At 37.2% G+C, this 16,763-nt stretch carries 14 protein-coding genes, 16 tRNA genes and 2 rRNA genes; 6 read left to right on the top strand and 26 right to left on the bottom strand.

The window, feature by feature from the left end:
• The first annotated feature begins 59 nt into the window (after positions 1 to 59).
• Positions 60 to 806: an arylamine N-acetyltransferase gene (locus MHI34_RS11130; protein ID WP_342504435.1), complete on the top strand. Its 747-nt coding sequence runs from the start codon at positions 60 to 62 to the stop codon at positions 804 to 806.
• A gap of 41 nt (positions 807 to 847) precedes the next feature.
• On the opposite strand, the gene MHI34_RS11125 is transcribed toward MHI34_RS11130, so the two are convergent.
• From MHI34_RS11125 to MHI34_RS11095, 7 genes are all read right to left on the bottom strand, one after another.
• On the bottom strand, positions 848 to 1,933 hold the full coding sequence (locus tag MHI34_RS11125; protein WP_271910951.1) for an S-layer homology domain-containing protein: 1,086 nt from the start codon (positions 1,931 to 1,933) through the stop codon (positions 848 to 850).
• Positions 1,934 to 2,032: 99 nt separating this feature from the next.
• Positions 2,033 to 2,722 carry an ABC transporter ATP-binding protein gene (locus MHI34_RS11120; protein WP_271910952.1) on the bottom strand — a complete coding sequence of 230 codons (690 nt, stop codon included), beginning with the start codon at positions 2,720 to 2,722 and terminating at the stop codon, positions 2,033 to 2,035.
• Positions 2,723 to 2,724: 2 nt separating this feature from the next.
• Entirely contained in the window at positions 2,725 to 3,756 is a 1,032-nt protein-coding gene (locus tag MHI34_RS11115) for an ABC transporter permease (RefSeq protein WP_342504434.1), read from the bottom strand.
• Between the two features lie 149 nt (positions 3,757 to 3,905).
• Positions 3,906 to 4,706, bottom strand: a complete 801-nt coding sequence (locus MHI34_RS11110) for a phosphotransferase (RefSeq protein ID WP_249646136.1) — start codon at positions 4,704 to 4,706, stop codon at positions 3,906 to 3,908.
• A 17-nt stretch (positions 4,707 to 4,723) separates the two neighbouring features.
• Positions 4,724 to 5,266: a GNAT family N-acetyltransferase gene (locus tag MHI34_RS11105; RefSeq protein ID WP_342504433.1), complete on the bottom strand. Its 543-nt coding sequence runs from the start codon at positions 5,264 to 5,266 to the stop codon at positions 4,724 to 4,726.
• Positions 5,267 to 5,604: 338 nt separating this feature from the next.
• A complete protein-coding gene (locus MHI34_RS11100; protein WP_271910957.1) occupies positions 5,605 to 7,215 on the bottom strand; it encodes a hypothetical protein in 1,611 nt (536 codons plus the stop codon).
• A 68-nt stretch (positions 7,216 to 7,283) separates the two neighbouring features.
• Positions 7,284 to 8,144: a helix-turn-helix transcriptional regulator gene (locus MHI34_RS11095; protein ID WP_271910959.1), complete on the bottom strand. Its 861-nt coding sequence runs from the start codon at positions 8,142 to 8,144 to the stop codon at positions 7,284 to 7,286.
• 147 nt (positions 8,145 to 8,291) lie between these two features.
• Between MHI34_RS11095 and MHI34_RS11090 the strand changes: the two genes are divergently transcribed.
• From MHI34_RS11090 to MHI34_RS11070, 5 genes are all read left to right on the top strand, one after another.
• Positions 8,292 to 8,648, top strand: coding sequence for a DUF771 domain-containing protein (locus MHI34_RS11090; RefSeq protein WP_342504464.1), 357 nt, complete (start codon positions 8,292 to 8,294; stop codon positions 8,646 to 8,648).
• Between the two features lie 17 nt (positions 8,649 to 8,665).
• Positions 8,666 to 9,004, top strand: a complete 339-nt coding sequence (locus MHI34_RS11085) for a hypothetical protein (RefSeq protein ID WP_271910960.1) — start codon at positions 8,666 to 8,668, stop codon at positions 9,002 to 9,004.
• A 52-nt stretch (positions 9,005 to 9,056) separates the two neighbouring features.
• Positions 9,057 to 9,986 (top strand): FtsK/SpoIIIE domain-containing protein, encoded by a 930-nt coding sequence (locus MHI34_RS11080; protein WP_342504432.1) that lies wholly within the window; start codon positions 9,057 to 9,059, stop codon positions 9,984 to 9,986.
• Complete coding sequence (locus tag MHI34_RS11075) at positions 9,926 to 10,378, top strand: hypothetical protein (protein ID WP_342504431.1); 453 nt, start codon at positions 9,926 to 9,928, stop codon at positions 10,376 to 10,378. Before MHI34_RS11080 ends, MHI34_RS11075 begins: the two co-directional genes overlap by 61 nt.
• 217 nt (positions 10,379 to 10,595) lie before the next feature.
• Complete coding sequence (locus MHI34_RS11070; protein WP_342504430.1) at positions 10,596 to 11,114, top strand: hypothetical protein; 519 nt, start codon at positions 10,596 to 10,598, stop codon at positions 11,112 to 11,114.
• Here MHI34_RS11070 and MHI34_RS11065 read toward each other — a convergent pair.
• The 19 genes from MHI34_RS11065 to MHI34_RS10975 form a co-directional block, all read right to left on the bottom strand.
• On the bottom strand, positions 11,077 to 11,913 hold the full coding sequence (locus tag MHI34_RS11065) for an AAA family ATPase (protein WP_342504429.1): 837 nt from the start codon (positions 11,911 to 11,913) through the stop codon (positions 11,077 to 11,079). The two genes, MHI34_RS11070 and MHI34_RS11065, sit on opposite strands and share 38 nt — an antisense overlap.
• Positions 11,914 to 12,043: 130 nt before the next feature.
• Positions 12,044 to 12,124, bottom strand: a tRNA-Leu gene (locus tag MHI34_RS11060).
• A gap of 46 nt (positions 12,125 to 12,170) precedes the next feature.
• A tRNA-Cys gene (locus tag MHI34_RS11055) sits at positions 12,171 to 12,244 on the bottom strand.
• Between the two features lie 8 nt (positions 12,245 to 12,252).
• Positions 12,253 to 12,327 (bottom strand) — tRNA-Gly (locus MHI34_RS11050).
• Positions 12,328 to 12,331: 4 nt separating this feature from the next.
• Positions 12,332 to 12,406, bottom strand: a tRNA-Gln gene (locus MHI34_RS11045).
• Positions 12,407 to 12,423: 17 nt separating this feature from the next.
• Positions 12,424 to 12,499: transfer RNA gene (locus MHI34_RS11040), tRNA-His, on the bottom strand.
• 35 nt (positions 12,500 to 12,534) lie between these two features.
• Positions 12,535 to 12,610, bottom strand: a tRNA-His gene (locus MHI34_RS11035).
• 12 nt (positions 12,611 to 12,622) lie between these two features.
• Positions 12,623 to 12,696: transfer RNA gene (locus tag MHI34_RS11030), tRNA-Trp, on the bottom strand.
• A gap of 13 nt (positions 12,697 to 12,709) precedes the next feature.
• Positions 12,710 to 12,793, bottom strand: a tRNA-Tyr gene (locus MHI34_RS11025).
• Positions 12,794 to 12,802: 9 nt separating this feature from the next.
• Positions 12,803 to 12,878 (bottom strand) — tRNA-Thr (locus tag MHI34_RS11020).
• 12 nt (positions 12,879 to 12,890) lie between these two features.
• A tRNA-Phe gene (locus MHI34_RS11015) sits at positions 12,891 to 12,963 on the bottom strand.
• A gap of 16 nt (positions 12,964 to 12,979) precedes the next feature.
• Positions 12,980 to 13,055, bottom strand: a tRNA-Asp gene (locus tag MHI34_RS11010).
• A 3-nt stretch (positions 13,056 to 13,058) separates the two neighbouring features.
• Positions 13,059 to 13,133, bottom strand: a tRNA-Met gene (locus MHI34_RS11005).
• 26 nt (positions 13,134 to 13,159) lie between these two features.
• Positions 13,160 to 13,235 (bottom strand) — tRNA-Val (locus MHI34_RS11000).
• Between the two features lie 15 nt (positions 13,236 to 13,250).
• A tRNA-Glu gene (locus MHI34_RS10995) sits at positions 13,251 to 13,325 on the bottom strand.
• Between the two features lie 24 nt (positions 13,326 to 13,349).
• A tRNA-Ser gene (locus MHI34_RS10990) sits at positions 13,350 to 13,441 on the bottom strand.
• A 5-nt stretch (positions 13,442 to 13,446) separates the two neighbouring features.
• Positions 13,447 to 13,523, bottom strand: a tRNA-Asn gene (locus MHI34_RS10985).
• A 16-nt stretch (positions 13,524 to 13,539) separates the two neighbouring features.
• Positions 13,540 to 13,655, bottom strand: a 5S ribosomal RNA gene (gene rrf / locus MHI34_RS10980).
• A 112-nt stretch (positions 13,656 to 13,767) separates the two neighbouring features.
• A 23S ribosomal RNA gene (locus MHI34_RS10975) occupies positions 13,768 to 16,695 on the bottom strand.
• Positions 16,696 to 16,763 lie beyond the last annotated feature (68 nt).

Raw genomic sequence — 16,763 nt, 5'->3', positions numbered from 1 at the left:
TATGCGTGTAATCTTAGACTATTTCGGTTATGTTATTAATAAGGAAGTGAGGCGATTTTATGAATTCTCAGATTCATCACTATTTACAGCATATTCAATTTCAAGGATCTTTAGAGCCAACTATACAACTACTTGGACAACTACAAACGAAACATCTATTGACCATTCCCTATGAAAATTTAGATGTTGCCTTGAACCGTGGTATCTCCTTCGCTATCCCTGATTTATATCAAAAAATAATGGTTGAACGACGTGGTGGCAATTGCTTTGAACTCAATATCTTATTTAGCTGGCTCTTGCGGGAACTTGGATTCTCTGTTACGAATCGATATGCGCAGTTTTGGCGTAACGTGGCAGAAGATACACCTACAGAGGAGATTCCTATGCACCAGCTTTTATTAATAAATGAGGGTGGACAGACCTATATCTCAGATGTAGGAGTAGGTGCTTTAGCACCCTGTAAGCCAGTACCATTGATTGCAGGACATCAACATCGTGAAGGCCAAGAGTTATATAAAATAGAACGAGATGAAGCAAATGGTTGGATGCTGTTTGAACAAACAAAACAAACTTGGCGTTTGCTTTATAGTTTTCATGATGATGCAAATGAGGCAAAATTTGCACCTCGACTCTCGCAGCAAAAAAATAAAATTGCTATGATTCGCACTACTCGTGGACGTCATACCATGATGAACAACGAATTTAGAATCTATGAAGGTTCATCCTTAACAATTTATACTACACACAATGACAAAGAATGGCTGCAAGCTCTTCAGCGTTTTTTTCATATTACATTACAAAACTAACAACAAAGCAAGCCCACTTCAAAAAGAGGCTTGCTTTCAATTTATTTCATTGTACGATTTAATAACTCTAACACAACAATGTCATTGTGTAGCTCTTTCACTAAACCAATTCCATCTACAAAATAATAAGTTTTCACCACATCACTATAGATGGATCTTTCTTCAAGTATCACGACACCTGTATATTGAACCTCACCAGCTCGCACAGTACCGTTAGTCGTTTTAACTGTCACTCGTACACCAGACGTCACTCCCTCGTCATCCTCATGTAAAATGACACCTATTCTAAGTGGTAGTTCCAAATACAAATCATAATGTGTGGTAGCATCACTAGCAATAGCTTGACCATATATACGGTCATGTCCATATAACAGTTCATTAGGAAATGTTTGTGCTGTACTTACATTTTGGACTGTCCATACATCATTTTTACCGTCATGATGGTCATATTGATAGTTTAACGTATAGCGTTGATTATCACTTAAAGAATAATGAGCATACGTATAAACAAAAGCAGGATCTTTTAGCAAATCAGGCTTAGTCAGAGTCATCGCTCGTGCCAAAAATGCTGAAAAGTGAGCACGTGTAACAGGTTCATTTGGTTTAAATGCTCCATCCTCATAACCTCTTATTAAATGATTATGAGCCAATGTTAAAATCTCTTTATAGCCTGGTGTCTGCTCCGTTACATCCGAAAAATAATAAGGATCTGAGCCCTTTAATTGAAAGGCTCTGTGCAGTACAATAGCCATTTGTCCTCTTGTAATCATTGCATCTGGATGAAATTTATCGACTGCATTAAAAATGCCCGCATTTTGTACCGCAGCAATTTCTTTATAATACTTATGTGCAGTCGTTACATCCTGAAAATTAGGATTTTTTATATTGATTGTATTTAATCCTAGAGCACGAGTTAACATCACAGCAACCTGTGCTTTCGTAACTTTTTCGTTCGGCTTGAACAGAGTATTTGAATAACCCCTCACAATATCCTGCTCTACTAAATAATCAATTTCTGTTAATAATGTCTCATCAGTTAAATCTTTAAAGCTTGCTGCCCGTACTTCCTTAGGTAATAGACAAACAGTTATCAGGATTAAACATATAATTTTCAATAGGTTCTTCACATTATCCCTCCTCCTTCGATTCTTTACCCATCTAAGTCAATTTTTACTCTTCATATGAAAATACCACAACCATAAAAGATATGATTGTGGTATTTCCAATTAGTACATAGCATTTGGTAACACAAGCCCATCGCTCATTTTAATAATACGATCAGCATAGGCGAGCATTTCTTCATCATGTGTCACCATTAATGTTGTAATCTTTAATGTTTTCGTTAATTCTCTTAGCAACAGCATAATTTCTTTAGAACGCTGGGAGTCTAAACTAGCTGTTGGTTCATCAGCAAACAATACTTTTGGTTGATGAATGATGGCACGTGCGATTGCTACACGCTGCTTTTCTCCACCTGATAAGGAGGAAGGATAAGCCGTTTTACGATGAGCCATTCCAACTAATTGTAGTAGATGATTCACTTCATGCTGCTGTTCGTGCTTCTTTAACCGAGACTCAGCAACATCTAGCATTAACAGCAGCTGCTCCTCCACTGTCAGAAATGGTACGAGATGCGCAAACTGAAAGACAAAGCCAAATTTACTTGCACGTAATTTCCGTACCTGCTCAGTGCTCATCGTTGTAAGATTTTGTTCTTCGAAAAACACTTGCCCATCTGTTGCTGGCTGTAGTCCCGCAGCTATCGTTAACAGTGTACTTTTCCCTGAACCAGACGCACCTACCAATGCAGTAATCTCCCCCTCTTTTAACGAAAGATTGATACCTTTTAAAATTTCCTCCTCCACTTCACCATTTTTAAACGTTTTTCGTACTCCATCAATTGTAAACAATGTCATGATTATGCCTCCCCTTGTTGTATGGCTTGTAACGGTTCAATTTTTTTAATTTGTAGACCCGACAATGTAGCTCCGATAAAGCCAATGATAAGAAACACTATGGATAACTGTGTTATGGTGCCAATTGCTAAGGTGAAGGGCATTCCCTTAGGTGCAACAACATTAAATAACTGGCTAAGGCTAATGGATATGACAAGTGAGATCATTGTAATAATAGCCATCTGTGTCCAGATCATTTTAAACAACTTACTTGTTTTTAAACCAATTGCTTTTAAGATGCCATACAAACCAATTTTTTGCACATTCATCATATAGAAGAAAATGGCGAATAACATGCCACTAATGACAACTAAGAACCATATAATCATATTTAAAGATAGCTGTTCCGCACTATAGCTGGGAATTGTATTGAGAAATTCTTTATTGTTGTATGCTTGTAGCCCTTTAAACTCTTTTGGCTCGCTATTTGGTACATAAATTAACTGTTTGTCATTTACACGATACATCTCGTGATAGGCCTCTTCACTAATGTAAGCGACAGGTGCGTGGCTATATTTCTTTTGCTCCACAAAGCCTTTAACGATGAACTTACCATTGTATTGATTATTCTTTAATGTATCTCCGACTTTGATTCCTTTATCCTGTAACGAGCTATCTAACAGTACCTCCCCTTGATGCACATTTTGAAACAATCTGGACTCGGTAGATGTAACAAAGGCAACACTCTGCTGTTTATCGTCTTGATCATTTAAAAAGCCCATTTGAATCGAAAAAGCTACTGCTTCTTTCTCTTTCCCCATGACTTCCTGTTGAAGGTCGCTATCAATTCTCGAAAGATTAAACGCCCCCTCTGCATCTTCAGCCATGTAAATTTGTCCTTTCGGTAAATCTTTAATTAAAGCTGCATTATCCTGCGATAGACCATTTGCCAAACCCGAAATAATAAACGTTAAAAAACTAACTAGGAAGATAATGGAGCCCAAGATTAAAAACCGTACTTTATTCTTCTTTATCTCTTTCCACGCAAGATTCATTACTAACCCCTCCATTTCTTTGATTACTCATAGCTTAAAATATTTACATGAACAGAGCATGAACTAATCATTAAAAATGAACGGGAAAATAAAAAACCGATCTATAAAGGAAGTTTTTATCCTATAGAACGGTTTAAAATATTTTTAATTTAAAAAAATTCATATAATCCATTTTTAAAGTAATTGTATTCATTTTGGTCTATTAACTTAACGCCGTACCCTTCATAGAATATCCGTTCGTCTTGTTCTGTTTCAAATACATGTGGTTTAGGGCGTACCGCCAGAGCAACATCATATCGTGGATCACCTAATGCTCCAGCACTCCAATCGATAACTCCTGAAATTTTTCTATTCTGTACAAGAACATTGTCAATTGTGAAATCACCGTGTATAAATGTTTGCTGAATGATTTTTGGTTTTTTCCTTTTCAATTTATCTAATAATTTTGGAGTGCCATCTACTTTAAAATTTTTCAAATTACACTCAGCTTGTCCCAACATATCGTCTATCCATGGTGTGTTTTTTACTAACTCTTGTGGACATCGGGTTGAATGAATGGCAGAAAGGATCTTTCCAAAATTAAATATTATTTCATGTCTGTTTTCCTCTTTAATCTCATTTTCTAGTGCACTTCTAACGGTGTCACCTTCTAAATATGCCATTAAAGCCCATGACTGATTTTCTAATGGTTGTTCAATAAAATAATGCAACGTTGGAACTGGTAATGTAGATTTTGATAAATGTTTAAGGACAGTTGCTTCTTTCGTTAACCAGGAACAAAATTGTGTTCCTTTTGTTCTTTTTAAAACGAATATTCCTCTTTTAGAATTAAGAATTCCTACATCCGATGTATGTCCTTGTCTTGGAAAATAAATATGGATAACTCCTCCAACATACTCAACTATGTCTTTAGGTATCTCATTTCGTTGTATGGGATGCAAAATTTTCACCACCAATGCTACTTATTTTAATCAGCCTTTCTTTTTCCTCTAGTTTGATAAAGAACAGGATCTATATTACTCCACACATAAATTAATAAGTCTAAGTCTTGATTTCCTATATTAATCTTTTCCGTTTTTTCTAATCTAGCACCCAATCTCTCATAAAAACGCTTCGACTGATTATCCTCTAAAACCTCAACAAATATTTTTTCATAGCCTAATGCTTTCAACTTAGTAAACAATTTATTGACTAGTTTACTGCCTATTCCTTGACCCTGAAATTGATCTAAAATGTAGATGGATGTTAAATCCCCAGACCCTTCAATTTCATTTTCAGCTCTCTTACCACCATCAGTAAATCCAATAACTTCCCCATTATTGTTTTCTGCAACAAAGACATAATGATCAACTTTAGAGATGTTCCTTACCCATAATTCTGTTCTTTGCTCATAAGACAATTTTTCTAAATACTCGGTAGGAAGAATATTTTTATAAGTATTCTTCCAACTATCTACATGAACTTTTGCTATGCCTTTAGCATCCGACAATTTTGCTTCCCTTATAATCATGTTCCACACCTACCTTCGTATTTACTGTTTATTCAATATGTATGTATTTATATCCTCTTTTGGCATAAAAAATTTTAATCATTCACGCGAAGTTTAGAATGAAATATTATTATTGACGACAAATAAAAAAACGCTTCTTACACTAAGTAAGAAACGTTTCTATAGACAGTTTTAACATACTGTCTAGGATACCGGTGGTCGGGGTAATTGCGTAAGAATAGGTTAGTATAGATAAGAAGAAACACGATTTAATTACATTGTTGAAGGTAGTTAAATTGAGTTTCTATTTTTATTTTCTACAAATTTTCTACATTAAACTTTATAACATCATTCATTGTTTAAGCTTGTTCATCTCTTAAATGTAACATTACTGAATTGGTACTTTTCTTAAAATTAGACATAGAAATTTCGGGTCTATCAATTAACCCATAATTAATACCATAAGAATGCTCTAACGGTAAAAATCGCGAATATCTGTTTCTTTGCTCTATAAAATTAAAAATGGTAGTTTCTTTATTCTCAATGTGACTACACAAAACCTCTAAATCTGATAAGCTTATATAATCATAAAACTTAACTTTCTTATTTAAATTTTTCATTTCTGCAACAAATTCTTTTTCGTATAATGGTATTTTAGGAAAACGTTGCGTAAAAACTGAAAGTATATATATTTTCTTTACATCGCCAAAGTAATTTGGATTATTTTTTATTATTTTTTCATAAGCTTCATTCGCTTGCAATATAGGATTAATAGCATACTTTTTAAAATCTTCACTTGTAACCTCATTATCAGCGCTTACCTTTGTTTCTTTTCTAATTTTCCCTCCCTTAGCCTCAACAATAAGCAATGATTTTCCAATTTTAACATATGCATCAGATGAGTCTAAATTATCATGTCCAAATTTAAATTCCTCAATAAACTCATAAGGTAACTTCGAATATTTTTTTATTGAGCTTTCCAAGATATTGTTCACGTATTTCTCAAATAACCTCCCATAAAAACTTGGGAAATTCTTTTTATTTTTTCTACAGCAAATTAATAGTTTAAACCATAGTCCATCAAACATTGCTGCCTCTAAAAATGGTAAAGAAAAAATTACATAGTGGTTGTCGTAATAAAATATTGGTTTAGATATTAAACCTTCCGCATCATAATAATTTTCTATACTATTTAAAGCCCATTTTTTCAAATCATCTACATTAACAGTCAAATCATCTAAAATTTTTTTATATATGTTTTTTACACTTGTTGTTTTATAATAATCTTCCGAAATCCCAATTAATTCGTTTGATAAAAGCGTCTCATTTTCTGTTCTACTTAGCTTTGCATGTATAGGAAATATTACCGAAATATAGTCTTTAATTGAATATCCATAAAATTCTTCAAATAATGTATGGATATCAATAAACTCTGGGTCGTTTTTGTCGAAATTATTAAATATATTTTCGTATATTTCATACTGCCTAGATACTATCCTAGTTATATCCTCTGTTCGACTCGCCAACCATGTTTTTAAAATAGTTTCTTGAAGACCTTTTTCTGTGTCTACATCATCTTTGATTAAAGAGGTAATTTTCAAGACTGTTAATAATACGTTATAGGTTTCAGAGAAATTATTTTCAAACTTGTTAGTTGGATTTTTTAATCCATATGCTAAAAACATTTTTATGGCATAGTTAAGATTTATAAAATCAAATAAATAAATTGAATCTATATTTGCTACATCTTCTTCACATAAAAAATTATCCTTTAATTGTTGAACCTGCTCTTTTTTTAACTGCTCATTATACAAAGTAAATTTAGAAATTATAGCTAATGCTTTTTCAACTTCAATACTTTGAATATCTTTTATTACTTCTTCTTGACTTGGTTTATAAGGGAATAATTGTTCATAAGTTAAATAGCTCCCCATTACACTTGAAATCTTTCTAAATTCTTCTGTAATCAAAAAAGCACCTCATTTCATTTATAAAAAAACTCAAACCACCTTTAATTTGATGATTTGAGTTAGAAAATTTAATAACGATTTCCATTCTCATAAAAATCTTTTGCGTTAGCTATAAAAATTTTGTCCAACTTCTCCATAATACTTTTCTTAATGGAAGCATACTCTTCTTTTGCTTCTGCTAGCTCCCTTTGCCTAAACATTGTTGTTTCATTAGTATCATTAAAACCACCAAAAGATGCATGTTCAATTGGCATATACTTTTTATCTGCAATAAAAATATTTTTTGACATTACCCAAGAAAATTCTGTTATAAGCTCATTTAATAATGGTTTATTATCATAACTTAGCCTACGTAGTAAATCCATCACCCTCAATAAAACTTGATCATTATACCTTTGATACATTTCCTCAACATATTCTTCTTGTTTAAAAATTGCCGATAGCATAGGTAAATAGACATTTCTATAGTGATTGTTTTCCTCAATATCATAATAACTGACTTTCTCAACAGATGTACCTAAGTTTTTTAATAAATAATGGAATTGTTCATCGTTTCTTAATTCAGGATTTATTTCTAAAGCAATTTTAAATATCCCTTCCACATTCTCATAATCCACTTTATTTTCAAAAATTGATTCGACCAATTTATCATAAAATTCATCACTAAATTTCATAGGTTTCATGTAAGAAAAAAGTCTTCTAACATACTCATGCATATCACCATGAAGTATCCAATTAACATCTTTTTTACATAATACCGATATTCTTTCTAATCTCTTTTTACTTGGTATATTGACACCATTCTCCCAATTACTTACTGTACCCTTAGAAGCTTCAAAAACCAATTCACCGAACTCTTCCAAATTCCAACCAAAAGACTCTCGTATTGATTTAATTCTAAGACCAATTTGCTTTTTATCCAGTTGCAATGGTTTTGTTCTCCTTTCAAAAATCAATGTATTTATACCCTATTCTAACATGTACAAGCTTTATTTTAAAATCAGTCTTTACAATTATCGATGTTTCGTTTTATAATCACATTAAGGTTTCGTTTTATAAACAAATAAACAAAACCTATAATTCCACCAAAAACAAAACATCTAATTAAGGAGGTACTTGTTATTCAACATTTTGAAATTACGGTTCCAATTCAACTTCCTAAAAATTTAATAATTATCGAAGTCAATGAATACCAAGAACTGAAGAAATCAATGAAACTTGGGGTTTGGTGGAGTATGGAAGATGTTTTAAAAAGAATTTGTATCAGTAGAAAAACATTTACAGAAAAAATCTTATCCAATCAACAATTTCAAAAGGAACTAGAATCATTTGTTCACTTCCCAAAATCAAGAGGTGAAAAATACTACTTCTTAGCATCTAAAACAACAGAATTCTTAGAAACAAGATTTAAAGAGATTATGAAAACAATGTAGGAGGATTATTAAAAAATATGGAAATTAAAGAACTAAGTAATTTAATTGATTACAAAAAGTTAGGTGAAAAAATGCTATTGGTAGATGCACCAAAACCAAACTTTAAATATGTAAATGGTAAAAAAACTGAAGAAATTGGAGCATATACATATGTTTTAGTTTTAGAGGAATTTGGATATGAAAAAATCGAAGTGAAAATTGAAGGTAATATCCCTCTTATCAAACCTGAGGTATTCTTACCCAAACAGTCAATTCCAATAAAAGTGAAAGACCTTCAATCAAATCCTTATATCGGGAAAAATGATGGTAAATTCTATTACAACTTCAAAGCTTCATCAATTTCACTAAACAAATAATTAATCATGCCAGAGCTGCAACTCTGGTGTTTTTTTGAAAGAAGGTCCTCTTATGAATGATAAACCAACTCATAAAAAAATTAAAGTTCAATATCACCATCGAAAAAGTTTTTTAGAAGGTTTTGCTCTCTCTTTAACCCCTATAGCTATTACAGCTGGTTTGGACTTAGGAGAACCAATACTGGATTTTCTATTTAATATAGATTTACCTTTCAATCATAAATTGCTCCCTCTCATTACACCAATAATATGGGGAGGAATGTACTTTCGAAGTAAGTACTCATTTTCGAGAAATAAGCGTATTGCAGCTATTTTATTTGAAGTAATTAAAGCAAATAATTTATTCAAAATAGAGGATTTAGGTTATTATCAAAAAATTTATACTTCCTTAACATTCACCTTCTATTTTACACGATACAAATTAGTAATTGATACCGATAGCCATGGCGCATCATATACAAAACAAGTTAATGAACTAGGGCCTATATTGGAGTTGGCACTTGGTTTAAGACTTTTAGAAATTAATATTTCAAACCCAAAGTTCACACGTTATGAATTCTTACTTATTCCTATTCAAAGTTTAATTATCGATAACTCACATGATATCCCTAAAAGTAAGAATACAATTCAATTGGACAGCGAAAAATACTGGGATTATATTAAATCCCCGCATGCTCTAATAGCTGGTGCAACATCATCTGGAAAAACATACATGTTATATTATTTAATGCTTCAATTCGCTCAACAAGATGCAGAAATCTATATCTTAGATCCTAAACGAAGCGATTTGTCCTCATTAATTCATTTTATTCCTGAAGGACATAATCATGTTGCAATAACACCTAATCAAATTTGCGGCATACTTCGAACAGTAAATGATGAAATGAATTTACGTTATGAAAAATACTTTAGCCAACCAAAATGGGAGAAAATTTTCAATACTATAATTTACAGCCAATTGTTATTTTTTTCGATGAAGTAGCTGCATTTAATGAAGAGGATAAAAAAGTTGCAAAAGAAGCTGACTCTTATTTAAAGCAATTACTATTCAAAGGTAGACAAGCAGGTATATTTTTAATACTTAGTACACAAAAACCTACTGCTGAAGCCATCCCGACAGCTATTCGTGACCAAATGGGGCTTCGAATTGCTTTAGGTCAACTCTCAAAACCTGGTTATAAAATGACACTAGGTGATGATTGGGATGAACTACCTTCTGTAGAAACCGGTACAGGAAAAGGGCTAATTATGATGGATGGAATGAACTGGAATGTACCACGTGCTTATACATCTCCTTTACTAAATCTTGAATCTATTCGTTTTCAAGATACTTTATCTAAATTATTAGAAGAAGGTAAGCAAAAATTCCAATAAGATTCTTATGAACAGAACAATTTCTCCGTTATGCCCTTTTGACCTTTTCGTTTTTGAAAGGGAAATTTCTTTGCTTGCAAAGAAAAACGGAGTGGTTTAGCGGAGCACCGTTTCAGAAATGAAAAGGCATGCCGAAGCATAGCTGAGGCAGTTAACTTGTTATATACACAAACTTAACGAGAAAATTGAATATCGCAGAGATTAATATGGAGATTGAATGTGTATAAAATTTTATAACACAAAAATTATTCAATCTTCCATAACTGAGATTTATGAATATGACGAATTAATCGCATATAATTTTACAAACCCCATTACCGTTGAAAAATCAGAACGTATAACTTTTGAAAATGCAACACCAGAAATGAAGCGTGAACGGATTGCAAGAATGAAAACTCGTTATCTTAATGAGCGTTGGGAAATTTCTAGATTAATAGACGTAAACTTTGATAACCAAACAAGTTTCCTTACGTTAACGTTTAAAGAAAACATTCAAGATATAACAAGTTGCAATTATGAATTCATGAAATTTATTAAACGATTAAACTACAAAATATATAAAACGAAAAAAGCCACTTTAAAATATTTAGCTGTATGGGAATTACAAAAACGTGGGGCAATTCATTATCATATCCTATTATTTTCAATATCTAAAATCCCTTATACAGAACTCTCAAAGTTATGGAAGTTTGGATCAGTTAATATAAAAAAAGTAGATCTTCCGAGACATTCTTAATATCTTCTCTAGATTTACTATATTTAGATGCAATATTCCCTTGATACCCTACCATTAAATCATTAACTATAAACGTTGAAGAACTAAATATTCCCATCTGAGCAACATCTTTATTCTGTTCGAATCTCCATCTAATTTCACCCGTTTTCATTGTTTCTTCTTGTCTTCTCATTGTATAAACTATTCCTAAAGGAGTTATCTCTAATTCCTCATCATACATTAGATTAGATATAACCGTATTTAATAGTCTTATACCTAAAATTGAATATCGATCAATCTTTGCTGGAACAATATAATAATCTGAAGCAAATAAAGCTGCATCAGTATAAAAAGAAATAGTAGGTGGACAATCAATAAATATATAATCATACAATTCTTTTAATTTATGCTCATTAATAAATTTGTTTAGTCTTTTATATAACGATTTATTAGAAGTATCATCTTTAATTATATCAATCGTACCACATATCAAGTCAATATTTGGTTCACTTTCAAATTTTAAAATAACCTCCGAAACAGATGGAATCTTTGGTCTTTCTGAAATCGTTTTAGTATCTTCAAAAATCTTTCGAATAGTTATTCTATGACGATAATCATTCATATATTCTTCAGCTTGATTTACAAGGTCCATAATTGATTGTGTTGTATTAAATTGTGGATCTAAATCGATTAATAGAATCTTTTTTCCTTCATAATTAGCTAGATATTCTCCTATACCTATACAAAGAGTGGTTTTTCCTACGCCACCTTTCATATTAATAAAAGAAACTACTTTACCATCTTTAATTTCTTGACTCATATACCAAATACCCCCATTCAAATTAATACTATTTTACCACAAATTATTGAACATCTTTTAAAGTTTTCTACATATTTTCTACATAAAAAAAAGAACCCTTGTTATTTCAAGGATTCTTCGCTGTAAAAGATACCGGTGGTCGGGGTCGAACCGACACTCCAAAGGAACACGATTTTGAGTCGTGCGCGTCTGCCAATTCCGCCACACCGGCATAATGGAGATAAAAAAAATCGGATACACCGATTAGAGTTAAAATATGGAGGCGGCAACCGGATTTGAACCGGTGATAAAGGTGTTGCAGACCTGTGCCTTACCACTTGGCTATGCCGCCATCGAAGTTGGAGCGGAAGACGAGGTTCGAACTCGCGACCCCCACCTTGGCAAGGTGGTGTTCTACCACTGAACTACTTCCGCAAAATGGCTGGGGTACCTGGATTCGAACCAGGGCATGACGGAATCAAAATCCGTTGCCTTACCGCTTGGCTATACCCCAAAAGATAATTATATAAATGGGGCGACTGATGGGAATCGAACCCACGAGTGCCGGAACCACAATCCGGTGCGTTAACCACTTCGCCACAATCGCCATTATATTATAATTTTTATTAATTTTACTTTAAATGGGGCGACTGATGGGAATCGAACCCACGAATGCCGGAACCACAATCCGGTGCGTTAACCACTTCGCCACAATCGCCATAAAATTAATTGGCAGGGGCAGTAGGAATCGAACCCACACCAAAGGTTTTGGAGACCTCTATTCTACCGTTGAACTATGCCCCTATAATAATAAAACTGGTGGAGGGGGACGGATTCGAACCGCCGAACCCTAAGGAGCGGATTTACAGTCCGCCGCGTTTAGCCACTTCGCTACCCCTCCGGGAATACATGGTGCCGGCGATAGGAGTCGAACCCACGACCTACTGATTACAAGTCAGTTGCTCTACCAACTGAGCTACACCGGCAAAAAAACATGATGGGTCAGGACGGAATCGAACCGCCGACACTTAGAGCTTCAATCTAATGCTCTACCAACTGAGCTACTGACCCTTGTTATTAAAATAAATGGCGGTCCCGACCGGGATCGAACCGGCGATCTCCTGCGTGACAGGCAGGCATGTTAACCGCTACACCACGGGACCATTTGGTTGCGGGGGCCGGATTTGAACCAACGACCTTCGGGTTATGAGCCCGACGAGCTACCACTGCTCCACCCCGCGATAATCATATACTATTGTAAAAATAATGGTGGAGGATGACGGGCTCGAACCGCCGACCCTCTGCTTGTAAGGCAGATGCTCTCCCAGCTGAGCTAATCCTCCATCTGGGTATTTAAATGGTGACCCCTACGGGATTCGAACCCGTGTTACCGCCGTGAAAGGGCGGTGTCTTAACCACTTGACCAAGGGGCCAACTTTTGGAATAAATCAAAGTGCTGGCGGAGAGTAAGGGATTTGAACCCTTGAGACAGTGTTAACCGCCTACACGATTTCCAATCGTGCTCCTTCGGCCACTCGGACAACTCTCCAAGAATGGCTCCGAAGGCAGGACTCGAACCTGCGACAACCTGATTAACAGTCAGGTGCTACTACCAACTGAGCTACTTCGGAATAATTTTAGTATATAGCCTAGCGACGTCCTACTCTCACAGGGGGAAGCCCCCAACTACCATCGGCGCTAAAGAGCTTAACTTCCGTGTTCGGTATGGGAACGGGTGTGACCTCTTTGCCATCATCACTAGACTATTTGAAAGACAATACTTATTATAACATATTTTATCAAAATTACAAGTATATTATAATATTTTTTATTCTTTCAAAACTGGATAAACGTACATTGAATGGTTCAAACATTTTGGTTAAGTCCTCGATCGATTAGTATTCGTCAGCTCCATGTGTCACCACACTTCCACCTCGAACCTATCTACCTCATCGTCTTTGAGGGATCTTACTTACTTGCGTAATGGGAAATCTCATCTTGAGGGGGGCTTCATGCTTAGATGCTTTCAGCACTTATCCCGTCCACACATAGCTACCCAGCGATGCCTTTGGCAAGACAACTGGTACACCAGCGGTGTGTCCATCCCGGTCCTCTCGTACTAAGGACAGCTCCTCTCAAATTTCCTACGCCCACGACGGATAGGGACCGAACTGTCTCACGACGTTCTGAACCCAGCTCGCGTACCGCTTTAATGGGCGAACAGCCCAACCCTTGGGACCGACTACAGCCCCAGGATGCGATGAGCCGACATCGAGGTGCCAAACCTCCCCGTCGATGTGGACTCTTGGGGGAGATAAGCCTGTTATCCCCGGGGTAGCTTTTATCCGTTGAGCGATGGCCCTTCCATGCGGAACCACCGGATCACTAAGCCCGTCTTTCGACCCTGCTCGACTTGTAGGTCTCGCAGTCAAGCTCCCTTGTGCCTTTACACTCTACGAATGATTTCCAACCATTCTGAGGGAACCTTTGGGCGCCTCCGTTACCTTTTAGGAGGCGACCGCCCCAGTCAAACTGTCCGCCTGACACTGTCTCCTGCCCCGCTAAGGGGCATGGGTTAGAATTTCAATACAACCAGGGTAGTATCCCACCGACGCCTCCTTCGAAGCTGGCGCTCCGAGATCTCTGGCTCCTACCTATCCTGTACAAGTTGTACCAAAATTCAATATCAGGCTACAGTAAAGCTCCACGGGGTCTTTCCGTCCTGTCGCGGGTAACCTGCATCTTCACAGGTACTATAATTTCACCGAGTCTCTCGTTGAGACAGTGCCCAGATCGTTACGCCTTTCGTGCGGGTCGGAACTTACCCGACAAGGAATTTCGCTACCTTAGGACCGTTATAGTTACGGCCGCCGTTTACTGGGGCTTCAATTCGCAGCTTCGCTTGCGCTAACCACTCCTCTTAACCTTCCAGCACCGGGCAGGCGTCAGCCCCTATACGTCACCTTACGGTTTTGCAGAGACCTGTGTTTTTGCTAAACAGTCGCCTGGGCCTATTCACTGCGGCTCTCATGCGCTTGCACGCTCAAGAGCACCCCTTCTCCCGAAGTTACGGGGTCATTTTGCCGAGTTCCTTAACGAGAGTTCTCTCGCACACCTTAGGATTCTCTCCTCGACTACCTGTGTCGGTTTGCGGTACGGGCACCTCTCACCTCGATAGAGGCTTTTCTTGGCAGTGTGAAATCAGGAACTTCGTCCATACGGACTCGCCATCACAGCTCAACGTTACAGTGTGCGGATTTGCCTACACACACGCCTTACTGCTTGGACGCGCATAACCAACAGCGCGCTTACCCTATCCTACTGCGTCCCCCCATTTCTCAAACGGTGAGGAGGTGGTACAGGAATATCAACCTGTTGTCCATCGCCTACGCCTATCGGCCTCGGCTTAGGTCCCGACTAACCCTGAGCGGACGAGCCTTCCTCAGGAAACCTTAGTCATACGGTGGACGGGATTCTCACCCGTCTTTCGCTACTCATACCGGCATTCTCACTTCTAAGCGCTCCACCAGTCCTTCCGGTCTGACTTCAACGCACTTAGAACGCTCTCCTACCACTGACATCGTAGATGTCAATCCACAGCTTCGGTGAATCGTTTAGCCCCGATACATTTTCGGCGCAGCGTCACTCGACCAGTGAGCTATTACGCACTCTTTAAATGATGGCTGCTTCTAAGCCAACATCCTGGTTGTCTGTGCAACGCCACATCCTTTTCCACTTAACGATTACTTTGGGACCTTAGCTGGTGGTCTGGGCTGTTTCCCTTTTGACTACGGATCTTATCACTCGCAGTCTGACTCCCGTGTATAAATATCTGGCATTCGGAGTTTGTCTGAATTCGGTAAACCGGGATGGCCCCCTAGTCCAAACAGTGCTCTACCTCCAGTATTCTCATCACGAGGCTAGCCCTAAAGCTATTTCGGAGAGAACCAGCTATCTCCAAGTTCGATTGGAATTTCTCCGCTACCCACACCTCATCCCCGCACTTTTCAACGTGCGTGGGTTCGGGCCTCCAGTAAGTGTTACCTTACCTTCACCCTGGACATGGGTAGATCACCTGGTTTCGGGTCTACGACCACGTACTATTTCGCCCTATTCAGACTCGCTTTCGCTGCGGCTCCGCCTTCTAAAGCTTAACCTCGCACGTAATCGTAACTCGCCGGTTCATTCTACAAAAGGCACGCTATCACCCATTAACGGGCTCTAACTACTTGTAGGCACACGGTTTCAGGATCTCTTTCACTCCCCTTCCGGGGTGCTTTTCACCTTTCCCTCACGGTACTGGTTCACTATCGGTCACTAGGTAGTATTTAGCCTTGGGAGATGGTCCTCCCGGATTCCGACGGAATTTCACGTGTTCCGCCGTACTCAGGATCCACTCAGGAGAGAACGAACTTTCGACTACAGGGCTTTTACCTGCTCTGGCGGACCTTTCCAAGTCGCTTCATCTAACTCGCTCTTTTGTAACTCCGTATTGAGTGTCCTACAACCCCAAGAGGCAAGCCTCTTGGTTTGGGCTCTTCCCGTTTCGCTCGCCGCTACTCAGGGAATCGATTTTTCTTTCTCTTCCTCCAGGTACTTAGATGTTTCAGTTCCCTGGGTCTGCCTTCAAGACGCTATGTATTCACGTCAAGATACTACGCGATTAAACGTAGTGGGTTCCCCCATTCGGAAATCTCCGGATCAAAGCTCACTTACAGCTCCCCGAAGCATATCGGTGTTAGTGCCGTCCTTCTTCGGCTCCTAGTGCCAAGGCATTCGCCGTGCGCCCTTAATAACTTAACCAAGTTATTAAGCCTATAAAAAAACTTAAAAAAATAAATGTGTTTGTTACAATTTCAATGTCGTTTTAT

Source organism: Lysinibacillus sp. FSL L8-0126, from assembly GCF_038630385.1.
Classification (GTDB): domain Bacteria; phylum Bacillota; class Bacilli; order Bacillales_A; family Planococcaceae; genus Lysinibacillus; species Lysinibacillus fusiformis_D.
The sequence above is the reverse complement of the archived record's forward strand: the minus strand, read 5'-3'. Positions and strand labels throughout refer to the sequence as shown.